Source organism: Bacteroides sp. FSHCM14E1 (genome assembly GCF_019633785.1).
GTDB lineage: Bacteria > Bacteroidota > Bacteroidia > Bacteroidales > Bacteroidaceae > Bacteroides > Bacteroides hominis.
On record NZ_JADKYL010000003.1, the window covers coordinates 32690 to 59423 of the forward strand.

Below are 26734 nucleotides of genomic sequence, written 5' to 3' on the forward strand. Positions count from 1 at the left end.
TCATGGATTCTATTCAGATAGATTTTACAGAACTAAGGACATCATGGACTAAATATGATATAGTCCAAGCATTAGATGTTATATATAGTGTTGATACTATACAGAAATATAAGAATAAGGAAGCAAAAATTAATGAAAGAATTTTGCGTTCATTTCTTGGTATCAACTCTCTAGATGATCCAATTCCTGATTATTGGATTGAAATTCAAAAATATCCAATAGAAAAGAAAATATTTTCATTACTAGCTCTGATCTTTACTCATGGAGGGGTTGTAAAAGACTTTGCAACTAAGTATTCAAAAGATAACATGAAAGGTGTCTTTTATATTGATTCTAAAGACAAACAGCTTACTAATATTCGCAGTGCTTTAGTGGTTGCAGAAGCAACAGAACCGACAAATAGGAGAAAAAATGAAGTACCTTATGACTTCTCCGTTGCATATTATAATCCTAAAGTTGGAAAATTATTTAAAAAAGTATTATTAGAAAGGTTTTCTAGATTTACAAACAAAGAACTCTCGAATGATGAGTTTTATAGTATATGTGAGAAAAATGAATTTCATAAAGCTTTAAGTTTAACTTTTGATCAATTCAAAACATGGCTTGAAGGATATAGCTTTAATGCGTGCTATGTTAAAGAATTACATATCAGGAATTTTCTATCAATAAAAGAGCCAGTAGATATTGACCTAGAAAAATCAAAAGAAATATATTTTCTTGGAGAAAATGGTGACGGAAAGTCACTTATAATAATGGCAATATATCTTGCTTTTAACGGAAATTATATCAAATATAAAACTGAAAAGCGGGATACAGGAATTGCATCCGATATATTGGATAATAATAGCGATCTATATGGTATTGATGAGTGGGGGCATCAATATAATATTTCTAATGCAATATATCTTGATAATCTTTATGCTTATGGTACACATCGCGGAAGATATAATGCTGATCCTTCTGAAAAATATGGTTTCATGTCATTATTCAATAATGATCTTACACTAAATAGCCCAGAGCAATGGCTGAAAAATCTAAAATTGGAAGAGGAACAAGCTGAAGAAAATAAGCTAAAAATAAAAGTTGCAACTAAACAATTAGAAGACATTCTATTTAATTTACTCGAAAGAAACGTTAAAACTCACATTGAAGGGAGTAAGGTTTTTTTTGAGGAAAAAGGATGTTTCCTAGGTATAGATCAATTATCAGAAGGATATAGGAGTATCATTATTTTTGTCTGTGATTTGTTGTATCGTTTATATAAAAATAATAGCGACGATATATTCAAAACGAAAGGTGTTGTTTTAGTCGATGAAATAGATCAACATTTGCATTTAAAATGGCAAAGAATAATTGTTAGTAAGTTACGAAATATATTTCCAAATATACAGTTCATATTTACGACGCACAGCCCTACAATTATTCAAGGTGCATCAGACGATTCTATTATATTTAGAACATATAGAGTGAACGGCATAACAAAAGTGAGTGAACCCTATTATAGAAAGGACTTAGATCATCTCATGATGAATACTTTAGTAACTTCTTCTCTGTTTGGATTGGAAGATTCCAGATTAGACACAGATGATAATAATTCCGATACTAACGACACTTATTTATTGTATAAAATAAACAAGAAACTTATTTCAAAGTTACAAGAACAAAAAGAAAAAGGTAAGAATTTTATTAGTGAGAACGAAATTGACTCTTTGATAGATAGCATTTTAGAAGAAGATCAAAATGAAGAAGATCAATAAAGACTTAGCAGTAATACCACCATCACTAGTTATTGGTGATGATAAGTTAACACACCAAAGGAGATTAGAACTAATAGCAAAGAAACATTATATTAATGAAGCACCTTACAATGATCGATATAAAACTGATGATATTAGAGATAGATTAGTGCTTATATATAACAACAAATGTGCTTTTTGCGAACAAAAGGTTGAACAATATCATATTGAACATTTTAGACCTAAGCAAATTTACTACTGGTTAGCATATAGTTGGGATAATCTTTTATTAGCGTGCCACTATTGCAATAATTATAAAGGCATAAACTTCGCAATAAAAGGAAAGCGAGCTAAATGCCCTAGTACAAAAAATTTAAAAAGCATCAATACTATATCATCCAACAAATATAATCTTCAAGAGCAACCAAAGTTAATAAATCCAGAGCAATCAGATCCAAGTCCTTACTTGATATTTGAAAGAGATGGGAAAATAACTTCTGATAACGAAGATTATAAATATACAATAGAAACATGTAGAATAGACCGTAAATATTTAAATGATAGTAGAAAAAAAATTATTGATAAATTTAAGAGAGAAATAATTTCAGAGCTTGTTCATAATTCAACTCCAGAAGAACAAAAGCAGGCTATAAATATATTGGTCAGACGTTTTGTTAATGAAGCCAATGATAATGATAATGAATTTTTGGCTTTTCGTAATTTTGCAATTGGACACAATTGGTTAAATGATGTAGTAAAAGAGGCTATTACTACTTTATAATAATTATAATGCCTATATGCTCTCGAAATTTGATAAATCAACAAATATGTTTATCTTTGCACCTAGTATTCTCCATGAGCAAACTACCGCAAAAGCACGTAGCAAATTAGTGGGATAATTCATGGGATATGCTTGAAACTAAAAATATAAAGTTTTAAATATCAGCATGGTAACTCCGATAGGAGAATCCCAGGCGGATCACTCAAACAGCCTCAGAATCAATTCTGAGGCTGTTTGATTAATACCCCTCTCCCAGTTATCAACAAGTTCCTTATTCACACCTGTTCATAAAACCTGCTTACTACAAAACAAACCACAGATAGCCAGATAATTATCCTGTTAATAACTTCGTTCAAAAGCTGTTCAATAAGAAAAATAAAAGGGATTCTCTCTGTATACTCTGTAGTGAAAAGGAAGCTAAGAAGCAAGTTCTTAAATAAGATACTACCCGTTCCAAAGTGCTAAAGCATTAAATGAGAAACAGAGAAAGAAAGTAATTTAAGTTCATCTTAGCAGCCGAGATGTGCATCTTGACAGCCAAGATCTATATCTTAGCGGCTAAGATGTAAATCTCAGCCGCTAAGATGAAGAAAGTCAGGTGAAGAAAGCTACTTTCCAAAGGGATGAAAAGAACTTTAGTCGAAGTGCTTCTGGATTTAGTATCTAACTTCGCTATGAGTGTATTTAAAGCCATTGACAAGTTTCCACCAACAACGAATCCAAAAAGATGTCTCAAAGCAGACAACGACTTTCCATGAAGTTGTTCACAAAGCCTATTTAAAAAGAGATTATCACCTATATATCAACAATTTACCCTGTTAATAACTTTATAGAAAATTCTCAGGATCAAAGAAAAGCAAAGTGGATATCGGCACAAAAATACGATCTATTCCGATAATCAGCAGATTATCTTTCGTACTTTTGCCCCTTCAGCGGTTAATGCATAGGTGAAATGCAGGGCAAGATGTATAAACAGAAACGATTAATAATTTATGAAGGAGAATGTTTACGATAAAGAATCCTTCTTTGAGAAATATGGCGAGATGCTACGCTCAAAAGAAGGGTTGAAAGGTGCGGGAGAATGGCCGACACTGGAAAAGATATTACCTGATTTTGAAGGGAAACGGACACTTGATTTGGGATGTGGCTATGGATGGCACTGCATATATGCAGCTTCTAAAGGAGCAAGCCATGTGGTTGGTATTGATTTGTCTGAGAAAATGCTACAAGAGGCTGAAAAAAAGAAGGAGTCCGACAAAATAGAATATCACCGGATAGGGATAGAAGACTATGATTATCCGTCGAATCGCTTTGATGTAGTTGTCAGTTCACTGGCTTTACACTACATTGAAAATTTAGAAGAGATATTCCGAAAGGTGTACCGTACATTAGCCCAAGGAGGAACATTCGTGTTTACAATGGAACATCCGATATTTACGGCACATGGAACCGAAGATTGGTTTTACAACACAGCAGGAACCGCACAGCACTGACCGGTAGATCATTATTTCACTGAAGGATACCGGGAGACTTCTTTCTTGGGAGAAACGGTAGTGAAATTCCATCATACTTTAACTTCCATATTGCAGGGACTATTGCAGGCCGGATTTACCATAACCAATGTGATAGAGCCTCAACCGACTAAAGAGATGCTGCAACAGATCAAGGATATGGAAGAGGAATTGAGACGGCCTATGATGCTGGCTGTTTCTGCCGTCAAAGTCTGAACAAGCAAAGGGAGCAAAACCTGCGCAAACTTTCACAGACCAGACTTCATATACGGATTTATCCCAATGATATTATCGTGTAAATCTGCTGATAAAGGAAGTTTTTCTCAAACGCTTTTACCATTTATTCCGTCGGACGGCAATCCCGTCGTTACCTCAGGAGGCGCCCAAACGGCTGCACCTGTATTCCAGAGGGGTCAGTCCGAACTTCCGTTTGAAGGCCGTAGAGAAATGGGCATGATATTCATAACCGACACATGCCCCGATCTCTTGTATCGTCTTACTGCTATCCAGCAGATAACGACAGGCTATCTCCATACGATAATCAAAAATATGGCCGAACACGGTGGTACCAAATACCGTTTTGAAACCTCGTTTTAAGGTACATTCGTTGGTACCTACCCGCAATGCCAACTGATGAAGCGAAGGGGGATTGAGATACTCCTGCTCAATAATGGCCTTGGCATGATGGATCTTATCACACTCTATCCCGACAGAACACGAACAATGAAGACACTCCTCTCCTCCCCGCCGTGCGAGAAAAAGCGAAAGAATTTCCCTAATCTTGGCATCCACATACATAAGTGCCATATTCCCATTCAGCTGTGAAAGCTTAATATCACTCAACGCTTTATAAATACCGGTACAAAAAGGGCGATTTGTCCGATATGCCCTGTAGAGTCTATCACAAAAAATGGTTTCGATATCTTCATTACCAAACAGGTCGGGATATTGTCCGGCAAGTTCACGGATATAATCGTTGGAAAGCATAATCTCCATCATGTGAAACGGCGTATGCTTAGGGAAACAGACGCATGAGTCTATCCCGTCACATTGCAGGAGATTGGCATCTCCTTTGTTCCACTCCTCACTCCGGGTAATAGGGTCATAAAAGCAAGTGACGTGTCCGGCTAAGGCGGCACAAAACCAAACAGCATGATATTCATCGGCCTGTGCATACATCTCAATGGACTCCTCACATGATATATGATGTTCCATAATCGAAAAAAACGGAGTACATATTTCTTCGAATGTCGCTTTCAAATACCCATTGTCAATCCGATAACTATTTCTTTCTGTCCGGCTCTCTCCCGCCAGATTCTGTACGGGCCATTCCAGCATCATTTCATGCAAATCATGTTTCATTAACCGAGTTGCCATCATTATTCCTTTAAGTTAAAGTCAAGTTCCTTTTCGCGTAAGCAGTAAAAGCCGGTAAGGCTCTACTTTTGTCTCCAATTGGAGAGTAGATACAAAATTACAATAAGCCACCTATCGGCACAATCCCCATTAATAGGTAATTCTCCACGAATAATAAACAACAACCGGAAATATAAAAGCAGAAACTAAACATGAAAGTAAATTTATCAGGAGTTCCCGAAACTCTGTTTATAACCTTGCGAATAAGGGCTATAGAAACAGTAAAACCCAACGGCGCTATCAAAGACCCTTATGCCATAGATATACTCCACCGAATCGAACTGGCAAGTTCTTCGAAAGACAAAGTTTCGGAAGGTTCGCAGGTGGGCACAATTGCCCGTACCCTCGTATTGGACGAAATCATCCTCGACTTCCTGTCGAAACACCCTAAGGGAGCTACCATCGTAAATCTGGGATGCGGACTGGATGCACGCTGCAAAAGACTTCCATTGCACAATTGCCTTTGGTTAGACATCGACGTAGAAGAATCCATCGGGTTACGAAAACTTTTCTTCAAGGAAACGGATAATTATAAAATGATCGCCCGGTCGATGTTCGATGATTCATGGATGAACTCTGTTCCCAGAGGTCTTCCTCTGCTGATCATATCGGAAGGAGTGATGATGTACTTCAAAGAAGAAGATATCAGAGAGTTAATTTACCGGATCGGGCAACGCTTCCACCATGCGGAAATGGCATTCGACGTAATTAATACATGGACAGCCCGTAACTACAAATGGCATCCGGACGTAAAGAAGTATAACGCACCATTCCGATGGGGAACAGACAACGTATATGAGATGGAAGACTGGTATCCGGGACTACACGTGATTAAGGAATACCTGTATATGGACCGCTTAAAAAAACGATGGCCTCTGTTCTTCAAAGTAATGCTCCCACTATTCCCATCTTTACGGAAATCGTCCCGGATAGTACATATGAAGTTCCAACAACAATCATCTAAATAAGGAGAACAGGATATGAGAAATAAAATCTGTGTTTTCATCATCACTCTGCTCTCACTGTGCAGCGGCCTCCCGGCCCAAACACAACCGGGCAAACTGAGCGGAGTCATCATCGACACCAATGACGAGGAAATACTCCCGGGTGCCAACATATATATAGAAGCACTGAAGAAAGGCGTCTCGGCGGATAAAAACGGGGAGTTCCTCATCGAAGCTCCTGCGGGACGTTATTCGGTCACTTTTTCGTTTATGGGATATCACACCCGGAAAGAGGAAATAACGATTCCGAATACCAAAGGTAAAAAGCTGGTTATCCGCCTGGAACCGGAAACTCAGTCACTGGGTGAAGTTGTCATCACAGCCAAAAGTGAAGCCCGCCAACTGCGCGAGCAGGCCATGCCTATGTCGGTAATCAGCATGCAACAGCTACAGGGGACGGTCAGTAATGTGCAAGATGTCTTGTCGAAAACCGTAGGTGTAACCATCCGTAACACAGGAGGTGTAGGCAGTGCGTCCCGGGTATCGGTACGCGGTCTGGAGGGGAAACGAATCGGTTTCTTCATTGACGGAAGCCCGATGAATGATAATTCGGACTTCATCGACATTAATGACATACCCGTGGAGATGATCGACCGAATTGAAATCTACAAAGGAGTGGTACCCGCAAGGTTTGGCGGATCATCCGTAGGCGGAGCTGTAAACATTGTCATCAGGGAGTATCCGCCCAAGTACCTCGATGCCAGCTACAGCATCGAAAGTTTCAATACCCACAAGCTTTCACTGGTAACCAAACGGAATATTGCTTCTAAAGGACTGGAATTCGGAGGCGGGGGATTCTATACCTATTCTGACAACAACTATAAGATGGAATCTCCCTTCGAAGAGGGGCTTGTCATTAAACGTAACCACGATAAATTTAAAAAGTTAGCTGTTGCAGGTAGTCTGAAAGCACGTAAATGGTGGTTCGACCTGATTGAGTTTGAACCTGTCTTTATGCACACTTTCAAAGAAATCCAAGGAATCGAATATAATATTGAAAAAGCCCACACTTACTCTGACGCTTTCCTCTTTGCCAACAAGTTGGAGAAAGAAAACTTTCTTGTCGAGGGGCTCGATATGGAATCGAATCTGGCCTATGCTTATACGGTATTTCATATGGTGGATACCGCCGCATATCGGTACAATTGGGACGGTACCACTTACCCCGCCGTATCCGAATATGGAGGGGAAATAGGCAAATGGGCTTCAAACGCCAGAAACGAGAAACATACAATCACCCACAAGTTACACCTGAACTACGTTATCAACAACAACCATTCTGTTAACTTCAACTCGCTGTTCAGTTATGCATCCGGACATCCTAAGGATGACCTGAAGGACAAAGTTGTCGGCTATAAAACCAACTTCAAAAGTACGATGATGAGTTGGATTGCCGGAATAGGATACGATTTCCGCACGAACAATGATATTTTCCTGAATTCACTTAACGTGAAGTATTATACATACGGCATGAATACTCACATGAGCAGCATTATGTCATCGGAAGCAGAAAAAGTAGACATGCTGAAACGGGATTTCGGTATCAGCAATGCCCTCCGTTACAGATTCACTCCGGACTTCATGGGTAAGTTTTCGGTTGGATATGACGTACGCCTGCCTGCCGAAAGTGAACTTTTGGGCGATGGATATGCAGTCGCTCCTTCCGGAAATCTGCTCCCGGAACGGAACACAAGCATCAATCTGGGGTTCCTGTTCGACCGTACCGGAAAGTCTGCCAGTAATCTTCAACTGGAATTGAACACTTTTTATGGGTATCTCGAGAATATGATACGGTTTACCGGAGGTTATCTGCAATCGCAATACCAGAATTTCGGAAAAATGCGCACTTTGGGAGCAGAAGTAGAGGTGAAAGCGGACCTTACCCACTGGCTTTACGGCTACTGCAACATGACCTATCAGGATTTGCGGGATGTACGAAAGTTCGAACCGAACACTCATGTCCCCAACCCGACCAAAGGTAGCCGGATGCCTAACATCCCCTATCTTCTGGCAAACGCCGGACTGGAATTTCATAAAGAAAATCTATTCGGAGGCAAAATGCAGAATACCCGCATCTTTACGGACGGTTCTTTCGTTGAAGAGTATTTCTACGACTTTGAACAAAGCCGGTTCCAAGAGCGAAGAATACCACGCACCTTCTCTGCCAACGTCGGAATAGAGCATAGCTTCATGAACGGACGGTTCATCATCACAGCACGGATAAACAATCTGACTAATGCCCGGATGATGTCCGAATTCAACCGTCCTCTACCCGGACGCAATTGGGGAGTAAGGCTGAGATATGTATTGAAATGAAACAAGATTATTTATTTAAAAACCAAGAGAACTATGAAGATTAGAAATCTGACACTGGCACTTGCCGGTGCTGCACTTGTATTTTCGGCATGCGAAAAGGATCCTGACCCTAAAGTCCCGGCCGACAATGCTAACATCGCCCTGGCAACTATTCTGCCCAACCCCGATGGTATGACGGGAGCCGCTTACCTGCAGCTGATCCGTGATGAATTTCCGCAGAACACCAACAATAACAACGGAATTCCCATTCCCTACGGAGGAGCATATCCGGTTATTGAAGGAAACGACATCTTTGTATTCCCGGGATACATGGGTGACAGTAAAAACGAACTGGTGAAATACACAAGAGTCAACGGCCGGTTATCAAAAACAGGAACAATGAAATTGCCTCCCAACTCTTCGGCCACCAATATTGTTTTCGCTTCTGCTGAAAAAGCCTACCTATCTATGGCAGGACTGGGCAGGATCGCTATTTTCAACCCTATCACCATGGTCCAGAAGGGAGAGATCGATCTGTCTTCTCTCGGAGTGTCCGACAATAATCCGGACCCCTCTGCCATGTTGTTGCGCGACGGACTTTTATACGTAGGCCTCAGCCAGATGGTGGGCGGATGGGTTCCTCCACAGGACCGTCCATACAGCGACATTGCCATTATAGACACTCAAACGGATAAACTACTGAAAATGATTACAGACCAAACCAGTGGTATCTCCATGCCTACCCGTCCGATTGACCGCTATTCAATCTTCATGGATGAAAAAAAGGATATCTATATTTCGTGTGTCGGTGCCTTTGGCATGGTCAAAGGTCATAATGCCGGCATATTGCGTATCAAGGCAGGAGAGACTGAGTTCGACCCAACGTATCGCTGGACCATTACGGGAGCTGACATCAGCGGAGAAGAAAAAACTGCGGGATTTATCTCTGCCATCCGGTATGTAAACAATGGAAAAGCATATGCTTATATCAATATGCCCGGTTACTACAAGCCTGGAGAACAAGGACATACCGCCATCGCCGATCTCGCTGTAGAAATAAACCTATACGACCGGTCCATGAAAAAGATCAAGGGACTCGACCTTTCCAATGGTTTCGGAGTCATGCTTGCCCTCTACAAAGGAACTGTGCTGATAGGTAACTCTTCGACTAAAGCGAAAGGTATCTACTCTCTGGACATACAGACAGGTGAGGTGTCTAAAGAACCCATATTGACTACAGTAGGTAATCCGATATTATGCCACTATTTTGATAAATAAAGACCGATGCCTTTCATGGTTCTAATAAACAAGGGCTCTTCTTGCAGAATAAACAGAGTTACCGTATCTTTGCAGCCGTTTAAAAAAGAATGATTATGGAACTTCCAGAAGATCCGATGATGTTGTTCAGCGTCATCAACATGAAACTCCGCGATTGTTACAAATCGCTCGATGAACTATGTGACGATATGAATGTCAATAAAGAAACACTGATTGGCAAACTGGAATCGGCCGGATTTGAATACAATGCCGAACAGAATAAATTTTGGTAAAACAGGCATCCCCCTGCTTTAATTCCCGTAACCCTGTAATTCTTATATCCGGTGGATAATAAATGCTTCGGATAGTAGATCGGAATACAAGGCGGGGAAAGCATAATTCACCACAGAGTTCCACAGAACGAGCTTAGTCTATCGATAGCTAATGATATTTATTTGTGTAAATCCTGTGTAACCTGTGGTGAATACGGGTTTCGATACACCTCTTTTTATATCTCTATTCTCAACCCAATAATTGATTCTTATTTATTGGTAAAGCGGAACCAGTTAAAGTCGGCATATCCGTCTTCACCGGCTTTATCTCTGGTAAAATTAAATAAAGCAAAGCGATTGGCTGTCCAGACCAACCCAAGCCCCATATTAAGATCATTACCTATCGGAATGAATGTTTTCCCATCGAGGCTATAATAGAAAGTAGCACGGAAGTTCACATCCATCACACGGGCACGTACCCACAATTTATTTCCCGTAAAGTTGTCGATGACCTCAATATTCTTACCGTCATTACACATCACGATTCTTTTTATACCCTCCGACTGTTCCACACCGACATAGGCATAAGGAAACTCGAAAATTCCAAATCCTGCCACATTTCCATCCTTTAGTCCGGACACGTCGATTTCGACCGTTGCCTCGGACGAAGGCCCCTGCACACGCTGTGTCAATGTATTACGAGCTGTTTTCAATGAGTCGGCATATGAAGCTTTCAGCCTCATGTAGCCTTTCCGTTCCTTCAAGGACCATCGGGTATTGTCCGGATTATGATTCCACTGCCATTGCAGCCCGAGTACGGGAGTATTAAATTCGTCCGTTGTAGCAGGAGAAGCAAACGGATATGCTTTACCTACTTCCGGTTTTGGATACGTAATGGCATCTTTACCATTTCGCCCCAACATGGGCCATCCATCTACCCACTCTACAGGAACCAGATGGGGAACACGTCCGATGGGCCCCCTGTCCTGCATAATGATAAACCACCAATCACCATTCTTAAGCTGTACCATCCCTCCCTGATGCAAACCGTTGGGAGGATAAGAGCTACAATCATTCATAATTAATTTATGTTCGTAAGGACCATAGATATTGTCGGAACGCAAACAAATCTGCCAGCCTTCGGTTCCGCCTGCCGGGCAAGTGATATAATACTTCCCGTTTATCTTATAGACGTGTGCACCTTCCATACCATATCCTCCTCCAAACTCGTGAGCGTTCTTGAACCTCTTTTCCCAGATTTTCACTTTTTCTCCTTTCACAGATTTGGCATCCGCATTCAGCTCCGTGACATAAAGCGTACCTTGTCCGTGGACGACATAAACTTTTCCGTCATCATCAAACAGTAATCCGGGATCGTACAGATATTCAGGAAAGATTGTACGCTCCCAAGGACCTTTCACATCATCGGCAATACAGATTGAGAAGTGTCCGGGACCTTCCCCCTCCCATGAAGGAGTGCAGAAGCCCACATAAAACTTACCATTGTGATGACGAATGGTAGCCGCCCACGATCCCCGAAGATAACGGTCACCCCCTTTTAAATCATAGCAGGGATGCTCATCATAACGCTCTACCGCATATCCGGCCATCTCCCAGTTTACAAGATCCTTTGAGGTAGCAATAGGGCAACCGGGAACATAGTGCATACTGGTAGAAACAAAATAAAAATCATCCCCTACTCGAATGACATCGGGGTCAGGCCAGTCTCCCCACATTATAGGATTTGTAAATGTCCCGTTTCCATTATCCGGGTTCCACACCGAAGTTTGTGCACCGACACTGCAAAAAGGCAGCACCAATGCGATCATAATATAAAAAACTCTTTTCATTTTTGTACTTTTTTTATTGGATACATTCAGCATCTTCAACATAAGGAGCCACTTCTGCCCCAAACAAACGGGCACCTTTATTTTCAGATTGGCGCAATCCCAACACTATCACATTCTTTTCACCGGGACGTAGCCAGCACTCCGGAAGATAGAACTCCCGTTGCGGACCCTCTTCCCAATGGCGTCCGATGTTATGTCCGTTCAGCCACATATAACCGGTACCCGTAGCATTTACTATCAACTTCCAAGGTATCCGGACAGAAGGATCATTCCGGGGCATATCAAACTCAAGACGATACCAGGTAAGCAATGCATCCCGTCCGACACCGGCTTCAAGAGTTTCTGTAATCCTTCCTTTACAGACTAAAGGATAATCTGCAGGAAGCTCTGCTACCGACCAGCCCTCCGTACTATCCGGTTCTCTGTTCCAGCCCTGACAGATTCCTCCCAGATCGGCAGAGACCTCCCAGTTTATTTTTTTAATCACTTCGAATTCCTGTTTCAGGCGGACAGCCTTAAGGAGGCCTCCTGCCCCACTCTGGTTACTCACCACAATAGCTATCTCATTGTCGCCAGGTTTGACGAATGGAGCAACATTCACTACATAAGGCTTATCCCATTCTTCGTGCGTACCCACTTCCTTACCATTCACCCACAAAGTTCCGGCATCATCGATACAGCCAAATTCCAGAACAGTCATTCCTTCCCGAATCATCTCCGGTGTCCACCTAAGGTGTGTACGATAAACTGCACTTCCGGCCTTCTCCTGCAAAATCCAGGCAGCAGGCCATTCCGGCTTTTCAAGTCCGGCTATCTGCAAAGTGGCCAGATTGTCAATGGTCCGTTGATCGAGCCGCATTCTTTCCCAGCCCGTTTCTTCGGCAAGCAAGGCAGACAGCGGTTCCTCTTTATCAATGGTTCTTACTTCCCATTCCTCTACCGGCAAAATTCCCGTCTGTTTACGACCGAAACCGGCTTGCCGGAGTCCGCTCAACTCTTCCATCGGACGGTAACCATGAGCATGTCCCCGGTTTTCGTAGATAGCAACCACTTCGTTCATTCCTTTATGCAACAATCCTGAAACGATAAAGGTGTTATCCAATTCGTCTCTCGACACCCGCTCGGCAAACTTTCCGTTCACTTGTACGTAAACCGGGTCACCAGTGAAAAGCTCGAACACCAACGAACCGTAAAGATCTACTTCCTTTTGAGTGAGGTTCACCCGGCTGCGATACATAGAATAACGGCAATCGTTCACACCCAATTCGGGAAGCGATACACCTTTGCGCAAAGGCTTCCAGTCACCACGAAAATCTTCGTCTTTTCGCCATACTTTCGTTACTGATATGGCGGCAGGAAGTGCAACCGGACGTGCCGGCAATACCTGTTCACGGGGATACCATTCGGTCGAAGTGCCTCCGGGAGAAAGTACCAGTAACTTACTGTCAAGCGCCCCCAACAGACAATCTATCCGCATCGGCTTTCCTTCTATAGTCAAGCTGACTATCTGACGGAATTCTTGCTTTTTATCACGGTTCAGTAAGAAAATAAATAAAGTTCCGTCCGTAGCCCGGCGTACCCCCATCGTCAGATTATCATTTCCTTTCATCTCAAACGGTACAGACTTGCTTCTGACAAGCCGGCTTCCAAATTTACCGACCACCTCACCGATTCCTTTCACTGCAGCATATTTCTCTCCAACGCCTCCGGTTTCTTTCAACGGAGCTCCATAATCGTAAGTGGTAGTCATACGTCGTGCTCCCCAGCCGTCAAAATGTGTTCCACCGAAAAACATATAGTAATTCAACCCGGTAGAACCTCCTGCCATTGCCATCAACGCCATTCCCCGGGCATGCCGTCCGTCCAGATAGCTATCTTCGCTCAAGCGTCCGCCAACCGTAGAGAACCACCCTCCCTGCAACTCACACACAAAGGCAGGAGCATTAGGCTGTTCTGCTTTCAGATTTTCAATACGTGACTTGGCTTCATGCATATTCCACCATACATATTGATTATCCATATCGAATAACTGACTGATCACCGGATCGTGCGAACCGCGAACTTCGGGAGTTACGCAAGTGAAAAGGGGAACATCGATACCGTTCCGGATACAAGCATCTGACAGTACACGCAGAAATTCTTCTTTCTTCTCAGATTCCATATCAAAATAGATATATTCATTTTCAAGCTGCACCATAATGATTCCTTTCTCTCCGGGTTTCTTATGTGTAAGCTGTTCATCACAAAATACTCGGCAAACAGCATTGTACCAGTGTTCAGACCATTTCATATGTTCGGGATGGTTGCTCCGGAGCCAGAAACTGGTGTCATAACTGTCCGGGCAATATTTAGCCAACCAACGGGGATATGCCCCTCCCGCCCATTCGGCACAGATAAAAGGGCCAGGACGGACAATGGTATAAAATCCGAACTCCTCGTGTGCCATACGCAGCCATGCTTTCAGATCATCAAAGTCGAATTGTGAATAATCATCTACATTCTTAGGCATATTCCGTTCGTGCCAATTCCAGGGCACATAAGTTTCCACTGTATTAAACCCTGCTTCTTTGATCTTCCTGAAACGGTCACGCCACAACTCTTGCGGACAACGAAAATAGTGGAATGCAGCACTGAGTATAAAAATATCTTTCCCTTCGATTGTAAAGCAATCTTTGTCGTATCTCACCCGGTCGGGATGGAAAAACTGTTTCTCGGGCAACTTCTGAGCCGTTGCTGAGGAACACACTATCATCCCCAATAGGACACATAATAACCAATTCTTAGACGGTTGTTTCATCTGATTTTCAATAAAATTTAAGTTTAAAACGATATTTCATATTATCTCCAAACCATTGCGGATAATTCGTCCCCCATAGAGTATTCAATAAACAGAAATGGATACCGGCATCGGGGTCTGCAACCTTATTGTCGAATGACAATAAATCACGATTATTAAACGCCACCAAAGGAGCATCCAAAGACTCAAGACTCAATTTTCCCTTTCCACTGGAAAAGAGAACGTCTCCCGTCACTCCGTGTATCTGCCTCGCTCCGTTATAAACAACATCTTCCACATCGACACGCTCTCCCATCTTATCAACATAAACTTTCGAATCACAGGCTTTTGGAAAGAACGAAAACCAAACAGCTTCCGGAACACGATTCTTCGGTTTATCAAACCAATTGATCTCCACCTTGATATCAGGTGAGTCATACGGGAATACATATATTATTTCAACATACTCCGGTGCACCATAAACAGGTTCATTCAATTGCTGGCGAATCCGGACAGTGGTCTGTCCGACCTCCTTTTTTATCCGGATATCCGATGCCTTATAATTCCATATCCCATGGGTAACAGACAGTTTATCGAGCCCGGGCTTTCCATAATCCGCCAACATCCATCCTTCCGGATTCTTTGGACAATACCTATCAATAAAATGTGCAAAATCGGCTCCGGAATAACGTTGATAGGCAAAGTCCCCCCAACCCTGCGTATCATCTACCCAAACAATGCCCTTTTGTTTATCTTCCAGATAGCATAGTGTACCATTCTCCTGATTGAAAGCAAACCGAAAAAATGGGGTATTTATCTTTGCTTTTGAACGGTAGGAACGGAAATCAGTATCTTGATTTTTCACCGGAACCAGTTTCATGAGAGCTTGCATCGCTTCGTATTGCAAGGCCGGAGTGAGTTTGGATATAGCCTGATAAATATATTCTCTCTTTTCACTCCAGGAGCGTTCGGAATACCGGGCTTCTTCACTGTCCAAAAAGGAAGGGTAAAGATCGAACTGATATTTATCAAAATTCCTCAAATACCACTTTACATCCACTCCCCATGTATGCTCAGCCATTAACAGCAAAGGAATACAAAACTGTGTATCCATTTCACTATTAACCTTTAGCTTACCATCCTGTATCCATTGATTACGTAAACGCATTAACTGACGTAACTGAGCCACTTTCATAGGATCACTGCCAATACCATATATCCACGTATCTCCCCACTCTTGAGTAACGACCGGCAGACTGTTCTCAACTTTACTCAATTCAAGAGCTACTTCATTCAACGAAGACGGTATGATCCGGGCTGACGGATATTTTTGCTTTAAGCCGGCATAGATTCGCTTAATCTCTTTCAAGGAATGTGGTCCATGATTGTCATGAGTGAAACAAAAAACCGCAGCAGTTTTTGTTCCGGGCAGATGCACCGGTTTGCCATAGTCTGATTGATAGATTACATTAATGGCATCGCCTTTAGCATTCTTCCAGCGAAATATCTCCGGAAATCGTGCCACAGCTGCACCCGGATTTGTCCCTACATGCAACAACTGAATCCCATTCCGCTTTAAGACAGAAATAGCCCCCCTCGTGACACCGGGTACATCCGTTATTTTTGCAGCAATCGTTTTCCGTCCAAAAAGCAGATCCAGTTTTTTCGAAATATTCAATGCTGCGGACAGCATGGCACTATCACACAATTCAACCTGCATTGTGAAAGGCATTGCGTGCCAGGTAAAGTCTCCCCGACCAATAGCTTCCTTCATTCGTTGTCCATTTTCATTTGAAGCCCTTTCCAAATAATTCCAGATAAGCCACGACCCACAAGTCCAGGGATAATCAATCTGTGACAACGAATCTTTCATAATTTCTTCTGACAGATTTAAAACTGCCGGAATGAAATTATAGGTATAGGTGTCAATCACTTTAGAGCCCCAATCAGTAAATCCTACATCTAAATGGGTCTTGAATATTACGTACACCTTTTGTATATCCGCATCCTTTACCGGTTCTTTCTCAGCACACAAACATTGTAGCGAAGCAAACCATCCTAAAAGAATATATAAACAAAAATTTTTCATGGTAGTAGTCTCTTTTTATATTCCAATTATCAATTTACTTATAGATTGTGACTTCAGCCAGTCCGGCTGCTCCTTCCGAACTTTTCTCAATGGTGATACGCATATATTTTAGTTCCTTACCGATCTGCACCGGCTTAAAATCCCACCCCGTACACTCACGTTCATACAGAAGTTCCCAATTTTTTCCGTCGATAGAGGTTTCCACTTTATGTGTATAAGTGGAACTATCCTTCTGAAACCGGATACGGCTTGCAAACACTTTCTCGGATTTATCCAGTTCAAGCGTTACTACTTGAGGCTGAGTTTCATTGTCAGCAATCCACCACGAAAAATCGTCTCCATCTGTAATGCATGCGGCTGTATAACGTTTCTGTTCCGAAGTGGCTTCAACCCGCACTATTTTCAACGGAGTTTTTGTACGAATTATATTTTCCCAAGCAGTTGCCTTCACAACTGCTCCTTCCTCTTCATTTCCGATATAGGAAGCATGTTGTCCCTCAGGCACATACGCTCCGTTATATCTTCGGGTCGTAATCTCCCGGCTATCTCCCTTAAGCCCATCAGCCGAAACCGAAACATGAATTTTACCCGGACGACAAGTAGTCCGTATCAGTGTGTATCCGATTCCACCCTCTACTTGCTGAGGATTAACCCCGATACGCTCTATACCATCCCCTATCAGACTCCCTTCGCCGGATACGGATATATATATCCTGACATCTGAAGTATTAACGGGAGTTCCATACGAATCACAGATCTTAAAATAGACAGGAATCATATCCGAACCATCCGCTATGGGTTGTATTCCATCTTCTTTCAACCAGATTTCAATCTGCCGGGGTTGTCCGGGAGTACGCACACTGTGAGTTGCAACCACCTTTCCGTCTACCAGTCCTTCAGCAACTAATTCACCGGCTTCATAGGTTCCGGCATCGAAGACATAACAGGGACTTCCCCCTTTCTCCACAATAGGATGATAAAACGAAGTACGCTCTATGCGCGTCTGTTTACCTATCAGTTGATGATTACGAAACAACCGGACTTCATCACAATTGGAAAATACGGTAATCTCTTTCACGGATGAGACATAACGCGGAGCTGTATTCTGTGACGCGATAAATACCATCGGTCCGTCATATAATCCGGGTTGGGATATATCCTTATCACGCATACTCTGCATCATATAATAACTGAATTTGGGATATCTATTCATATCGACCATTCCACAAAACATAGTTTCCTGCTCTGCTCCACGTGCATAATCATTATAACTCCACAAAAAATGTCCCCCCATCCGTGGATTTGCGTCAAGCATGCACCAGTCAAAGTATCCATGTCCGTTAAGCTGCTGAAAACGTCCCCGGCACTGCTTCAATTGTTCCTCTTCATTCTCCATTAGGCTCACACGAGGTTTTTCTCCTACGCCGTCACCCCACTCACGACAGAACAGTGGTTTCACCGCAATCTGGTCTTCCGGATAATTACTCATCACATCCCCATCTTTCGGGAAACGGGATACCTGTTTATAAAATACATCAAAATAATCAACCCGGTCCGTATGTCCGAAGTAGTCACCGGCAGTATACATTTGGTCGCCGGGATATTCGGTATGTGCAATGGCATGTAATTCCCGGGCCACTTCCGCCGGATAACGGCTCTCATTCAAAGCTGTTTCCCAAAGAATTACCGAAGGATGATTGCGATCCCGACGAATCATCTTTTTCCCGACTTCATAGAGACGGGAAATAAATACAGAATCTTTATTAAAATACTGCCAACCGGGAATACATTCCACAACCAATAACCCATATTTATCACAAGCAGCCAAGAAAGCAGGATCTTGTGGATAGTGAGCTGCCCTGACGGCATTACAGCCCCCGCGTTTCAAATCGATCACATCTCTTTCTTGCATGGAGTTGGAAGCGGCATCTCCAATATAGGCAAATGCCTGATGACGATTTGCTCCACGCAAATAAAGCGGTTCACCGTTTATGAAAAATCCCCCGTCACGGGTGTAAGCAATCGTACGTATACCAACTGCCTCAGCGCAATGATCTGTCACTTTATCATTTTCAATAACCGTACTTTCTAATTGATACAGATCGGGAGTATATGGATGCCACAGAAAAGGATTGTCTATCTTTAAATCTTGCTCGATATGAAGAGCCTCACCGGCCAACAAACGAAAAGAGTCTTGTTGGCAAGCTACCACTTTACCGTTTTTATCAATCATCCGGGTACGAAGCTGCGCCTTCCGGAGATATTGACCTTCATTTCTGATATGTGTTTTTACATGAGCAACAGCTCTCTCTTTTTCAACTATCGGATATGTGACGAAAACTCCGCCACCGGCAACTTCATCCTCTTCTAATGCATGAGTGATGTGAAGCGGATCGGCAATAATCATTTCCACATCCCGATAAATACCACTGTAATAATAAAAATCCATTCCTCCCTGTGGCTTACCGGGAGGTGTAAGCGGATCATACTCTGCTGAAACTCTGACAGCCAACAAATTATCTTGATTCCAATTAAGATAAGAAGTGAGATCTGCCACAAAACCAATATATCCGCCTCGATGAGTATATACTTTTTGCCCGTTCAGAAATACCTCACAGGCGTTCATCACTCCTTCGAACGAGATACTGATCCTTTTATCTTTGTATTGTGACGGTACCTTGAAAGTGCGTCTGTACCAACCTATTCCATCATAGATAATATCCCCGCCACAATGTTTCTTCTCTAATTGCATAATATGAGGAAGGGTAGCGGCTATCCAGCTGGAATCATCTAAATCAGGATATTCACCATTTACAATATCCCCGCGGTGAAAGGCCCAACCAAGATTCATGTTCAGCGAAATTCTTGTCTCCACTTCCCCCGCATAAAGCAGAGAAAGTGGAAACAGAATAGCTAAACAAGAAAAAATAATCCTATAATACAATCTTTTCATCTTCACAAAAAACTTTAATCATTTGTAATCCTTTCGCTTCAAACTCAATAGGACCCGGACAATAAGTTATCTTACTCTTACGTCTTTTACCCCAGTAGTCCTCCTTTAACGACACAGGTAGTCCGCCCATTTTGTCAAAAGCTTGATTTGAAATAATTGCATATCTCAACTGTCCAACAGTAGGAATAACCCGTTTTTTTTCTTTCTCCCAACTTTCGGGAACATCTATTTGTAAGTACCAGCCATCCTCACATTTCCTTATCCCAACCAGATGTTGAGTGGTATCTACTGCACACATAGTCTCATGAATGGATGGTATAGCCCCTGACCAAAACACGTTATCCTTCATTTGCACTGGCAAACGACACTGATCATAAGGAGTCAAATCTGTCCGCATGAAAATATTGTTGAAATAGGACACGTTGCCGCAAGGACAATCATGAAATCCGATAATAGATGTACCATGCGGCTCTAAATAAGGGGTCTCACGCTTATCAACGCTATCAGTAGGCCAAATCTCCCAGGCAATCAAGTTATTGACGAACGCAACTCCCTGCGAAAGTCTAATCTGCGCCAGTTCCGGAGATAAAAACAAGTTATGATCTATCAGTATGGGACCATGATTCACTTCCAAAGAAAGATCTTGTGTCTGGTTGTCATGTAACAGATTACCTTTTATCCGGGTTCCCTGTGCCATCCAATCAAGCCAAATTCCTCCTTCTGTCCGATAGATATGATTCCCGCTTATCATTACATCCACTGCAGCATGCAATTTTATTCCGGCTAATTCGTATCCCCAAAAAGTTTCCTGTAACCCGATATCATGTATGACATTCGTTTCTATTCTACTAAAAACAGCTCCAAGACTTCCGGCTATTCCAGCTTGACCACAATAGGAAATATGGTTATTCCTCACCAAATGGTTACCAATCCGCTTTTCATCCCAACCATTTTCAAGTGCCCGTTGGGTAGTTTGTATATAGCCTTCAACAGATTCGGATTTATTATCCCATTCATCTCCATATTTTCCCAGTGTAATGCCGACACACTTGGAATGGCTTATCGTATTATTTTCTATTATCCACCCCTTACTCCAATGTGTACCCACCAATCCTATCTGTTCAGCAGTCGGCGGTGCCCATGGAGTAGCGGCATGGCTCATGCGAAATCCGCGCACAACAATATAATTGACGAATGGCTTTTCCGGATAGAACACAGCTTGCCGAACATTTATTTCGGTCAATTCTTCATTCGGGTCTTTCTGACCGAAATTAGCCCACAAATAAGTTGTGTCTTTAGTAACTTTACAAAACCACAGGACACTATCTGTCTTGTTTAATAATACATTTTCCAGTCGTGGAGCTTCCGTAAGCGCCCGATCATTCAAATAAACTTCTCCGGTATGTGCCCATTTACCTTTTTCAAGCCAGTCTCCTTTCAAAGTATCAGCATAGGGATTGAACGCAGCGAATATATTATTCGAGATTGCTACACTCCAGGTAGTATTACTCAGCCTTTTCCAGTTTTTAATTCTCTCCGAACCTTTGATTTCCACATACTCTCCTCCGGCAGCCTGATAAATAATAGGTTTATCCGCTGTTTCCCCTCCAACGGGGGGATTCACCCATTCCCGATAGACCCCCTCATGAACAGTAATGACATCTCCCGGCCGCGCAATATTGGCAGCAGCCTGTATGGTCTTTAAAGGCCGGGCTTCCTCTCCTCCATAAGAATCATTACCACGCGAAGAAGACACATGAATTTCCCTACCCGACGGGCATGATTCAACACAATTCGAGTAAACATCTGTAGTAACAAAGAGTGCAAACAATAATATTGCACTCTTTGTATATAAGTATTCAAAGTTCCCCATCCAAATCAATAATTGGGATTCTGTACAATTGCCGGAGTGGCATCGATCACTGTCTGCGGAATAGGCCACAGATAATGCTTTGCCGGATCAAATTTCCGGTTCTCAACAAAAATCCGTTCATTTGTCAATGAAAGGGCACCGGTTACAGGATCGACCGTTCCAAGTAAACAACCGTATACCTTACCGTTCAACACTTGTTCACCGATTTTCCAACGGCAAATATCGAACCACCGAAGTCCTTCCATAGCAAGTTCCACACGTCTTTCTCTTCTGAGTAATTCGCGCAACTTCTCCTGACCGGTATATCGGGTTCTGTCTACAACCGGCATTTTAGCACGGGTACGTATGTCGTCCAAAATATCGTAAACGGAATTATCAATCTGATTCAGCTCTATTTTACATTCGGCATACATCAACAGCACTTCTGCATAACGCATGACAATGGCATTCATGCCACAATCCCACATATCCGCATAATCAGACAAATCGTCCACATATTTACGAACCAAATATCCTGTTTTAGAACGTCCGTAGGGAGCATAATAATCTCCATTCGGATCTTTCACATCAATTGGGTCGTAACGTTTTCCTTCGTATAGATTTCCCGGAGCTAATACGGTAACAGCCAAACGAGGGTCTCTGTGCAAGTAAGGTTCTTTCGGATCATATACCTCAGACTCTTCGATCGTTTTTCCATCTTCACACTCAAAAGCATCTACCAGTGATTGAGTAGGATTGATAGAACACCATCCACCCACACTGGCCGGAGGCAATACTCCTAAAACCCAGTTACCATACAAGCTTTCTACATATTGTATATCCAGAATAACTTCCGAATTATTTTCATTCGCAATCTTAAACAAACCTTTATAATCGGGAAACAGTTCGTAGCCCAATCCCATTACTTCGCTACAAGTAACCATACAATCATCATACTGGTGTTCGAACAGTTCCAGACGGGCTTTCAGTGTCAAAACTGCGCCACGAGTAATACGTCCGACATCACTTCCGGAGTAAGATTCGGGAAGTTGCGGAGCGATCTCTTTCAGTTCATTCAAGATAAACTCAACCACTTTCGCTTTCTCGGTACGTGGTAAATTGGCATTTTTAATTTCAAGTACGGAAGTTACCAACGGGACATCACCATAATGTGTCACTTTCTGAAAATAATCCCACGCACGCAGAAAACGTACTTCGGCTGTCAAGCGTTTGCGTAAATCTTCATTCATTTCGGGGCGGTGGATATTCTCCAGGAAATTATTATAGCGAACCATGTTCCCATATCCCATATAGCTATAACCCGGATCGGTAGGGGTCGCTGTTCCTGCGGCCTGTACCGCCCAGCCTTCCCAAGTAAAAGGATTATAAGCATTATCCGACGCACAGTCGGCATAAATCACTTCATCCATAGAAAACCAACCATTATAACATCCTGTAGCTGCGGCCATGGCATCTTTTTCAGTTCTCCAAAAGGCTTCGTTTGAGGGTTTGTCCAAAGGATTCCGATCCAGAAAATCGGTACTACATGCCGAGAACAAAGCGGCAAATAACAAACTATATATTATCTTTTTCATACGTATTATCTATCAGAAAGTTATGTTTAAACCAAATGTATTTGTTTTGACTTGAGGATAAGAGCTTCCTCCTTCGGGTGATTCCGGATCGAAGCCTTTATCAAATTTGGTAAAGGTAAGCAGATTCTGCCCGCTATAATAAACTCTGATTCTCGAAATCCCCATCACATTACACCATTCTTTGGGCAGTGTATATCCCAACTGGAAGTTCTTCAAACGTAAATATGAAGAGTTGACAATCCAGAAAGAAGAGGGATTATAGATACTGTTGTTCTGGCGATAAGAAGAGAATGCTCTCGGAAACTTGCCATTCGGATTGGTTTCAGCATCCCAACAATCACGATACATATAAGAAGGTTTTCCCTTAGCTCCGATCATTTCGCCCACTACACCGGGGCCTGCAAGATACCCTTGCACATCAGCAGCTCCCTGGAACAGGAAAGTAGCATCAAACCCTTTCCATTCAGCAAACAGATTCAGCCCGAAAGTCCACTTAGGCATTGTATTACCGATATAAACACGATCCTCTCCGTCAATTTTTCCATCATTATTGATATCGCGGTATTTGATGTCACCGGGTGCAGTTTCGGTACCGGGTATCGTAGCGCTATTGGCAACCTCTTCTTCTGTTTTGAAAAGTCCTTCCGCAATATATCCTCCGATAGAATTGATGGCATAACCTTCCTGATTAAAATACTTACCGCTCCAGATACGTGCTCCGCCATTCTTCAGGTCAAGTACTTCATTCTTGTTATATGCAGCATTAGCCGACACCTGGAAGTTCCAGCCATGAGTATTCAGTTTATAGCCTGCAGTCATTTCAAAACCGGTATTTTTTACTTTACCTGCATTCTGGTAAGGAGCATTCAGACCGTACAAGGTGCTCACCGGCAATTTCATCAGAATGTCATAAGTCAGTTTACGGTATCCTTCAATAGACAAAGTATACTGATTGCCCAAGAATCCCATATCGAGTCCGAAGTTCAATGTTTCTGTGGTCTCCCAAACAAGGTTACGGTTAGCACCATCTACCGGAGCCACTCCCTGTACAACTGTTCCACCGAAGGAATAATTGGCTTGATCAAGTACAGATTGATAAGAATAGTAAGAAATAGCCTGATTGCCCAGAACGCCCCAACCTCCACGCAGCTTCAGATCGGACAGTACATTGCGGGTTCCTTCCATAAACGGTTCATTGATGATTCGCCATGCCCCCGAGAAAGAGGGGAACACACCCCAACGGGAGTCTTTAAAGATGCGTGAAGTTCCGTCACGACGGATATTTGCCTCTACCAAATAGCGATTGTCATAGTCGTAAGTCAGACGCCCAAAGAATGAACGCAATGCGTATTCATTGGCTGAGCCATTGGCTGTCTGTCCATCAGGTGAACCGGCATTCAATTCCCAAAGATCATTGTTCAAGAAATTTTTCCGGTATCCCTTAGTCCAGTCCTCACGGTAATATTCCTGTTCGTATCCCGCCAGTGCACCTACAGTATGTTTTCCAAACGTATTGTTATAACTGACCAGTGTCTGTAAATTCAGTTTCAGCCCATTCTTACGTTCATCAGTCTGACTGTTAGGTCCCTGATATTTTGTAGGCTCTCCTGTTTTCCAGTTATAATACTGGATATCCTTAATAAACTTCTCGTCGGAGATCGATTTATATTCATAACCCACGATTTCCTGAATCTTCAATCCCTTGACCGGTTCATAGCTCACATTTCCGATGGCTCTGGTGATGTGTTGCTTGGTGGTACGCAAGTTGCCTTCCTCGATAAAAGCCAACGGGTTACCGTCATTGGCATATCCATAATATCCGTTTGAATATTTATAAGGAATAAAAGGAGCGATCTGGTTGATTTGTGAAAAAATATTAGACATCTCACCGGTAAAACCACTCACAGGTTCCTGTGCCTCACCATACGTGAAAGAAAGGTTCATCCCTGCTGTAAACTTTCCCATCTTGGCATTCATATTACCCCGTACCGAATAGCGATCGTATTTAGCAATATCGATAATACCGTCCTGTCCCAGATAACCGGCAGAGAACATATAAGTCATCTTATCCGTACCTCCCGAAATCTCGGCACGGTGGCTGTGTTGCAAACCGGTTTTGTAGAATAGCCCCTGCCAATCCGTATCGGGATAGTTGTCAGGATCTGAACCGTTTCTGAACTTTTCAATCTCTTCGTCCGTATAAATAGGTTTCTTACCTTCATTAACCATGGCTTTATTGTACAGCTTTGCGTATTCCCATGAATGAAGATATTCGGGAAGAGCTGTAGGTTTCTGCCAGCCCACATAGCCGTCATAACGTAGAGTAGGTGCTTTATCACCTCCCTTTTTAGTAGTAATCAGGATAACTCCATTTGCCGCACGTGAACCGTAAATAGCTGCTGAAGAAGCATCTTTCAGTACTGAGATATTCTCGATATCGCTGGGATCTACCTCATTGATACTCGATACGGGTAAACCATCCACAACATACATCGGATTAGAGTTATTTAAAGTCCCGACACCACGCACACGAATGGTTGTATTGTCACTTCCCGGCTGTCCGGTTCCGGAAATAACAGTCACACCGGGCAATAACCCTTGGATGGCATTCGATACGTTAGTCACCGGACGGTTTTGCAATGATTTGGAATCGACTGCAGCAACTGCTCCCGTCAGATTCACTTTCTTCTGAACACCGTATCCCACAACTACCACCTCTTCCAGGGTTTTGGTATCCTCCTTCAGAATGATGTTAAACGCATCCTTCCCCTTTGTTGAAACATCTTGTTGCAGATAGCCGATGTAACTGACAGTCAAAGAAGCATTCTCCGGAACCTCCAGCGTAAACTCCCCATCCAGATTTGTTATCACCCCATTGGTACCTGCTCCTTTTTCAACAACATTGGCTCCGATGACAGGTTCCCCCATAGCGTCCTTCACCACTCCGGATACCTTCTTCTTCCGGGAACCGGGTTGTTGGTCCGTTTTCTTTTCAATAAAATAAATCTTATTATTTCTGACCTCAAAAGTAACTTTCGTTCCTGCCAATAGTTTTGTCAACGCATCCTCCAGAGTGGCATCTTTCAACTGAATGGATACTTTACGGTTTACGTTGATCAATTGATCGCTGAACACCAGCCCTAGCCCTGTCTGGCTTTTTATAGAAGACAGTACCTTCTCTACCCTCTCATTATTAAAATTTAAAGAAACTTTTTGTGACCATGCCGAAACAGTGAAGCCAAATAAAAGAACTCCTAAGAGCAACAGCATTTTCGTTCTGGTTCTTGTTTTCATTTCATACAGTATTAAATTAGTTATTTTTATGATTTATAAAAAGGCCTTTCTAT

Annotated in this window: 14 protein-coding genes and 1 pseudogene; 7 read left to right on the forward strand and 8 right to left on the reverse strand. The window is 42.5% G+C overall.

From position 1 onward, the window contains the following. Positions 1 to 2: 2 nt before the first annotated feature. The 3 genes and pseudogenes from ISX59_RS05835 (at position 3) to ISX59_RS05845 (ending at position 4244) form a co-directional block, all read left to right on the forward strand. The gene (locus tag ISX59_RS05835; RefSeq protein ID WP_220575726.1) at positions 3 to 1757 is read left to right on the forward strand and encodes an AAA family ATPase; all 1755 of its coding nucleotides are present in this window, start codon (positions 3 to 5) and stop codon (positions 1755 to 1757) included. After that, positions 1741 to 2517: a retron system putative HNH endonuclease gene (locus ISX59_RS05840; protein WP_032540267.1), complete on the forward strand. Its 777-nt coding sequence runs from the start codon at positions 1741 to 1743 to the stop codon at positions 2515 to 2517. The genes ISX59_RS05835 and ISX59_RS05840 overlap by 17 nt, the downstream gene beginning before the upstream one ends. Positions 2518 to 3509: 992 nt before the next feature. Beyond that, positions 3510 to 4244 (forward strand): annotated as a pseudogene (locus tag ISX59_RS05845) (class I SAM-dependent methyltransferase). A gap of 156 nt (positions 4245 to 4400) precedes the next feature. Here the strand turns inward: ISX59_RS05845 and ISX59_RS05850 are convergent. Beyond that, complete coding sequence (locus tag ISX59_RS05850) at positions 4401 to 5408, reverse strand: helix-turn-helix transcriptional regulator (RefSeq protein WP_005823133.1); 1008 nt, start codon at positions 5406 to 5408, stop codon at positions 4401 to 4403. A 188-nt stretch (positions 5409 to 5596) separates the two neighbouring features. Between ISX59_RS05850 and ISX59_RS05855 the strand changes: the two genes are divergently transcribed. The 4 genes from ISX59_RS05855 to ISX59_RS05870 all read left to right on the forward strand — a co-directional run bounded on the left by ISX59_RS05855 (position 5597) and on the right by ISX59_RS05870 (position 10293). Continuing rightward, positions 5597 to 6412, forward strand: coding sequence for a class I SAM-dependent methyltransferase (locus tag ISX59_RS05855; RefSeq protein WP_032536861.1), 816 nt, complete (start codon positions 5597 to 5599; stop codon positions 6410 to 6412). A gap of 12 nt (positions 6413 to 6424) precedes the next feature. Further along, positions 6425 to 8764, forward strand: coding sequence for a TonB-dependent receptor (locus ISX59_RS05860; RefSeq protein ID WP_186993352.1), 2340 nt, complete (start codon positions 6425 to 6427; stop codon positions 8762 to 8764). A gap of 33 nt (positions 8765 to 8797) precedes the next feature. Further along, on the forward strand, positions 8798 to 10021 hold the full coding sequence (locus ISX59_RS05865) for a hypothetical protein (RefSeq protein WP_032540271.1): 1224 nt from the start codon (positions 8798 to 8800) through the stop codon (positions 10019 to 10021). A 95-nt stretch (positions 10022 to 10116) separates the two neighbouring features. Continuing rightward, positions 10117 to 10293 (forward strand): DUF4250 domain-containing protein, encoded by a 177-nt coding sequence (locus ISX59_RS05870; protein ID WP_005810613.1) that lies wholly within the window; start codon positions 10117 to 10119, stop codon positions 10291 to 10293. A gap of 248 nt (positions 10294 to 10541) precedes the next feature. Here ISX59_RS05870 and ISX59_RS05875 read toward each other — a convergent pair whose 3' ends face one another. Genes ISX59_RS05875 through ISX59_RS05905 form a run of 7 tightly spaced genes read right to left on the reverse strand, consistent with a single transcriptional unit; the run spans position 10542 to position 26681 of the window. Next, entirely contained in the window at positions 10542 to 12122 is a 1581-nt protein-coding gene (locus ISX59_RS05875) for a glycoside hydrolase 43 family protein (RefSeq protein WP_005810615.1), read from the reverse strand. Between the two features lie 13 nt (positions 12123 to 12135). Continuing rightward, positions 12136 to 14919, reverse strand: coding sequence for a beta-galactosidase (locus ISX59_RS05880; protein ID WP_220575727.1), 2784 nt, complete (start codon positions 14917 to 14919; stop codon positions 12136 to 12138). Between the two features lie 7 nt (positions 14920 to 14926). Further along, positions 14927 to 16987, reverse strand: a complete 2061-nt coding sequence (locus tag ISX59_RS05885; protein WP_193683223.1) for a DUF5054 domain-containing protein — start codon at positions 16985 to 16987, stop codon at positions 14927 to 14929. Positions 16988 to 17021: 34 nt separating this feature from the next. Next, a complete protein-coding gene (locus tag ISX59_RS05890; protein WP_032540274.1) occupies positions 17022 to 19940 on the reverse strand; it encodes a glycoside hydrolase family 2 TIM barrel-domain containing protein in 2919 nt (972 codons plus the stop codon). Then, positions 19921 to 21813, reverse strand: coding sequence for a right-handed parallel beta-helix repeat-containing protein (locus ISX59_RS05895; protein ID WP_220575728.1), 1893 nt, complete (start codon positions 21811 to 21813; stop codon positions 19921 to 19923). The genes ISX59_RS05890 and ISX59_RS05895 overlap by 20 nt, the downstream gene beginning before the upstream one ends. A gap of 5 nt (positions 21814 to 21818) precedes the next feature. Then, complete coding sequence (locus tag ISX59_RS05900) at positions 21819 to 23387, reverse strand: RagB/SusD family nutrient uptake outer membrane protein (RefSeq protein WP_005810627.1); 1569 nt, start codon at positions 23385 to 23387, stop codon at positions 21819 to 21821. Positions 23388 to 23399: 12 nt separating this feature from the next. Continuing rightward, the gene (locus tag ISX59_RS05905) at positions 23400 to 26681 is read right to left on the reverse strand and encodes a TonB-dependent receptor (protein ID WP_032540275.1); all 3282 of its coding nucleotides are present in this window, start codon (positions 26679 to 26681) and stop codon (positions 23400 to 23402) included. Between the last annotated feature and the right edge of the window lie 53 nt (positions 26682 to 26734).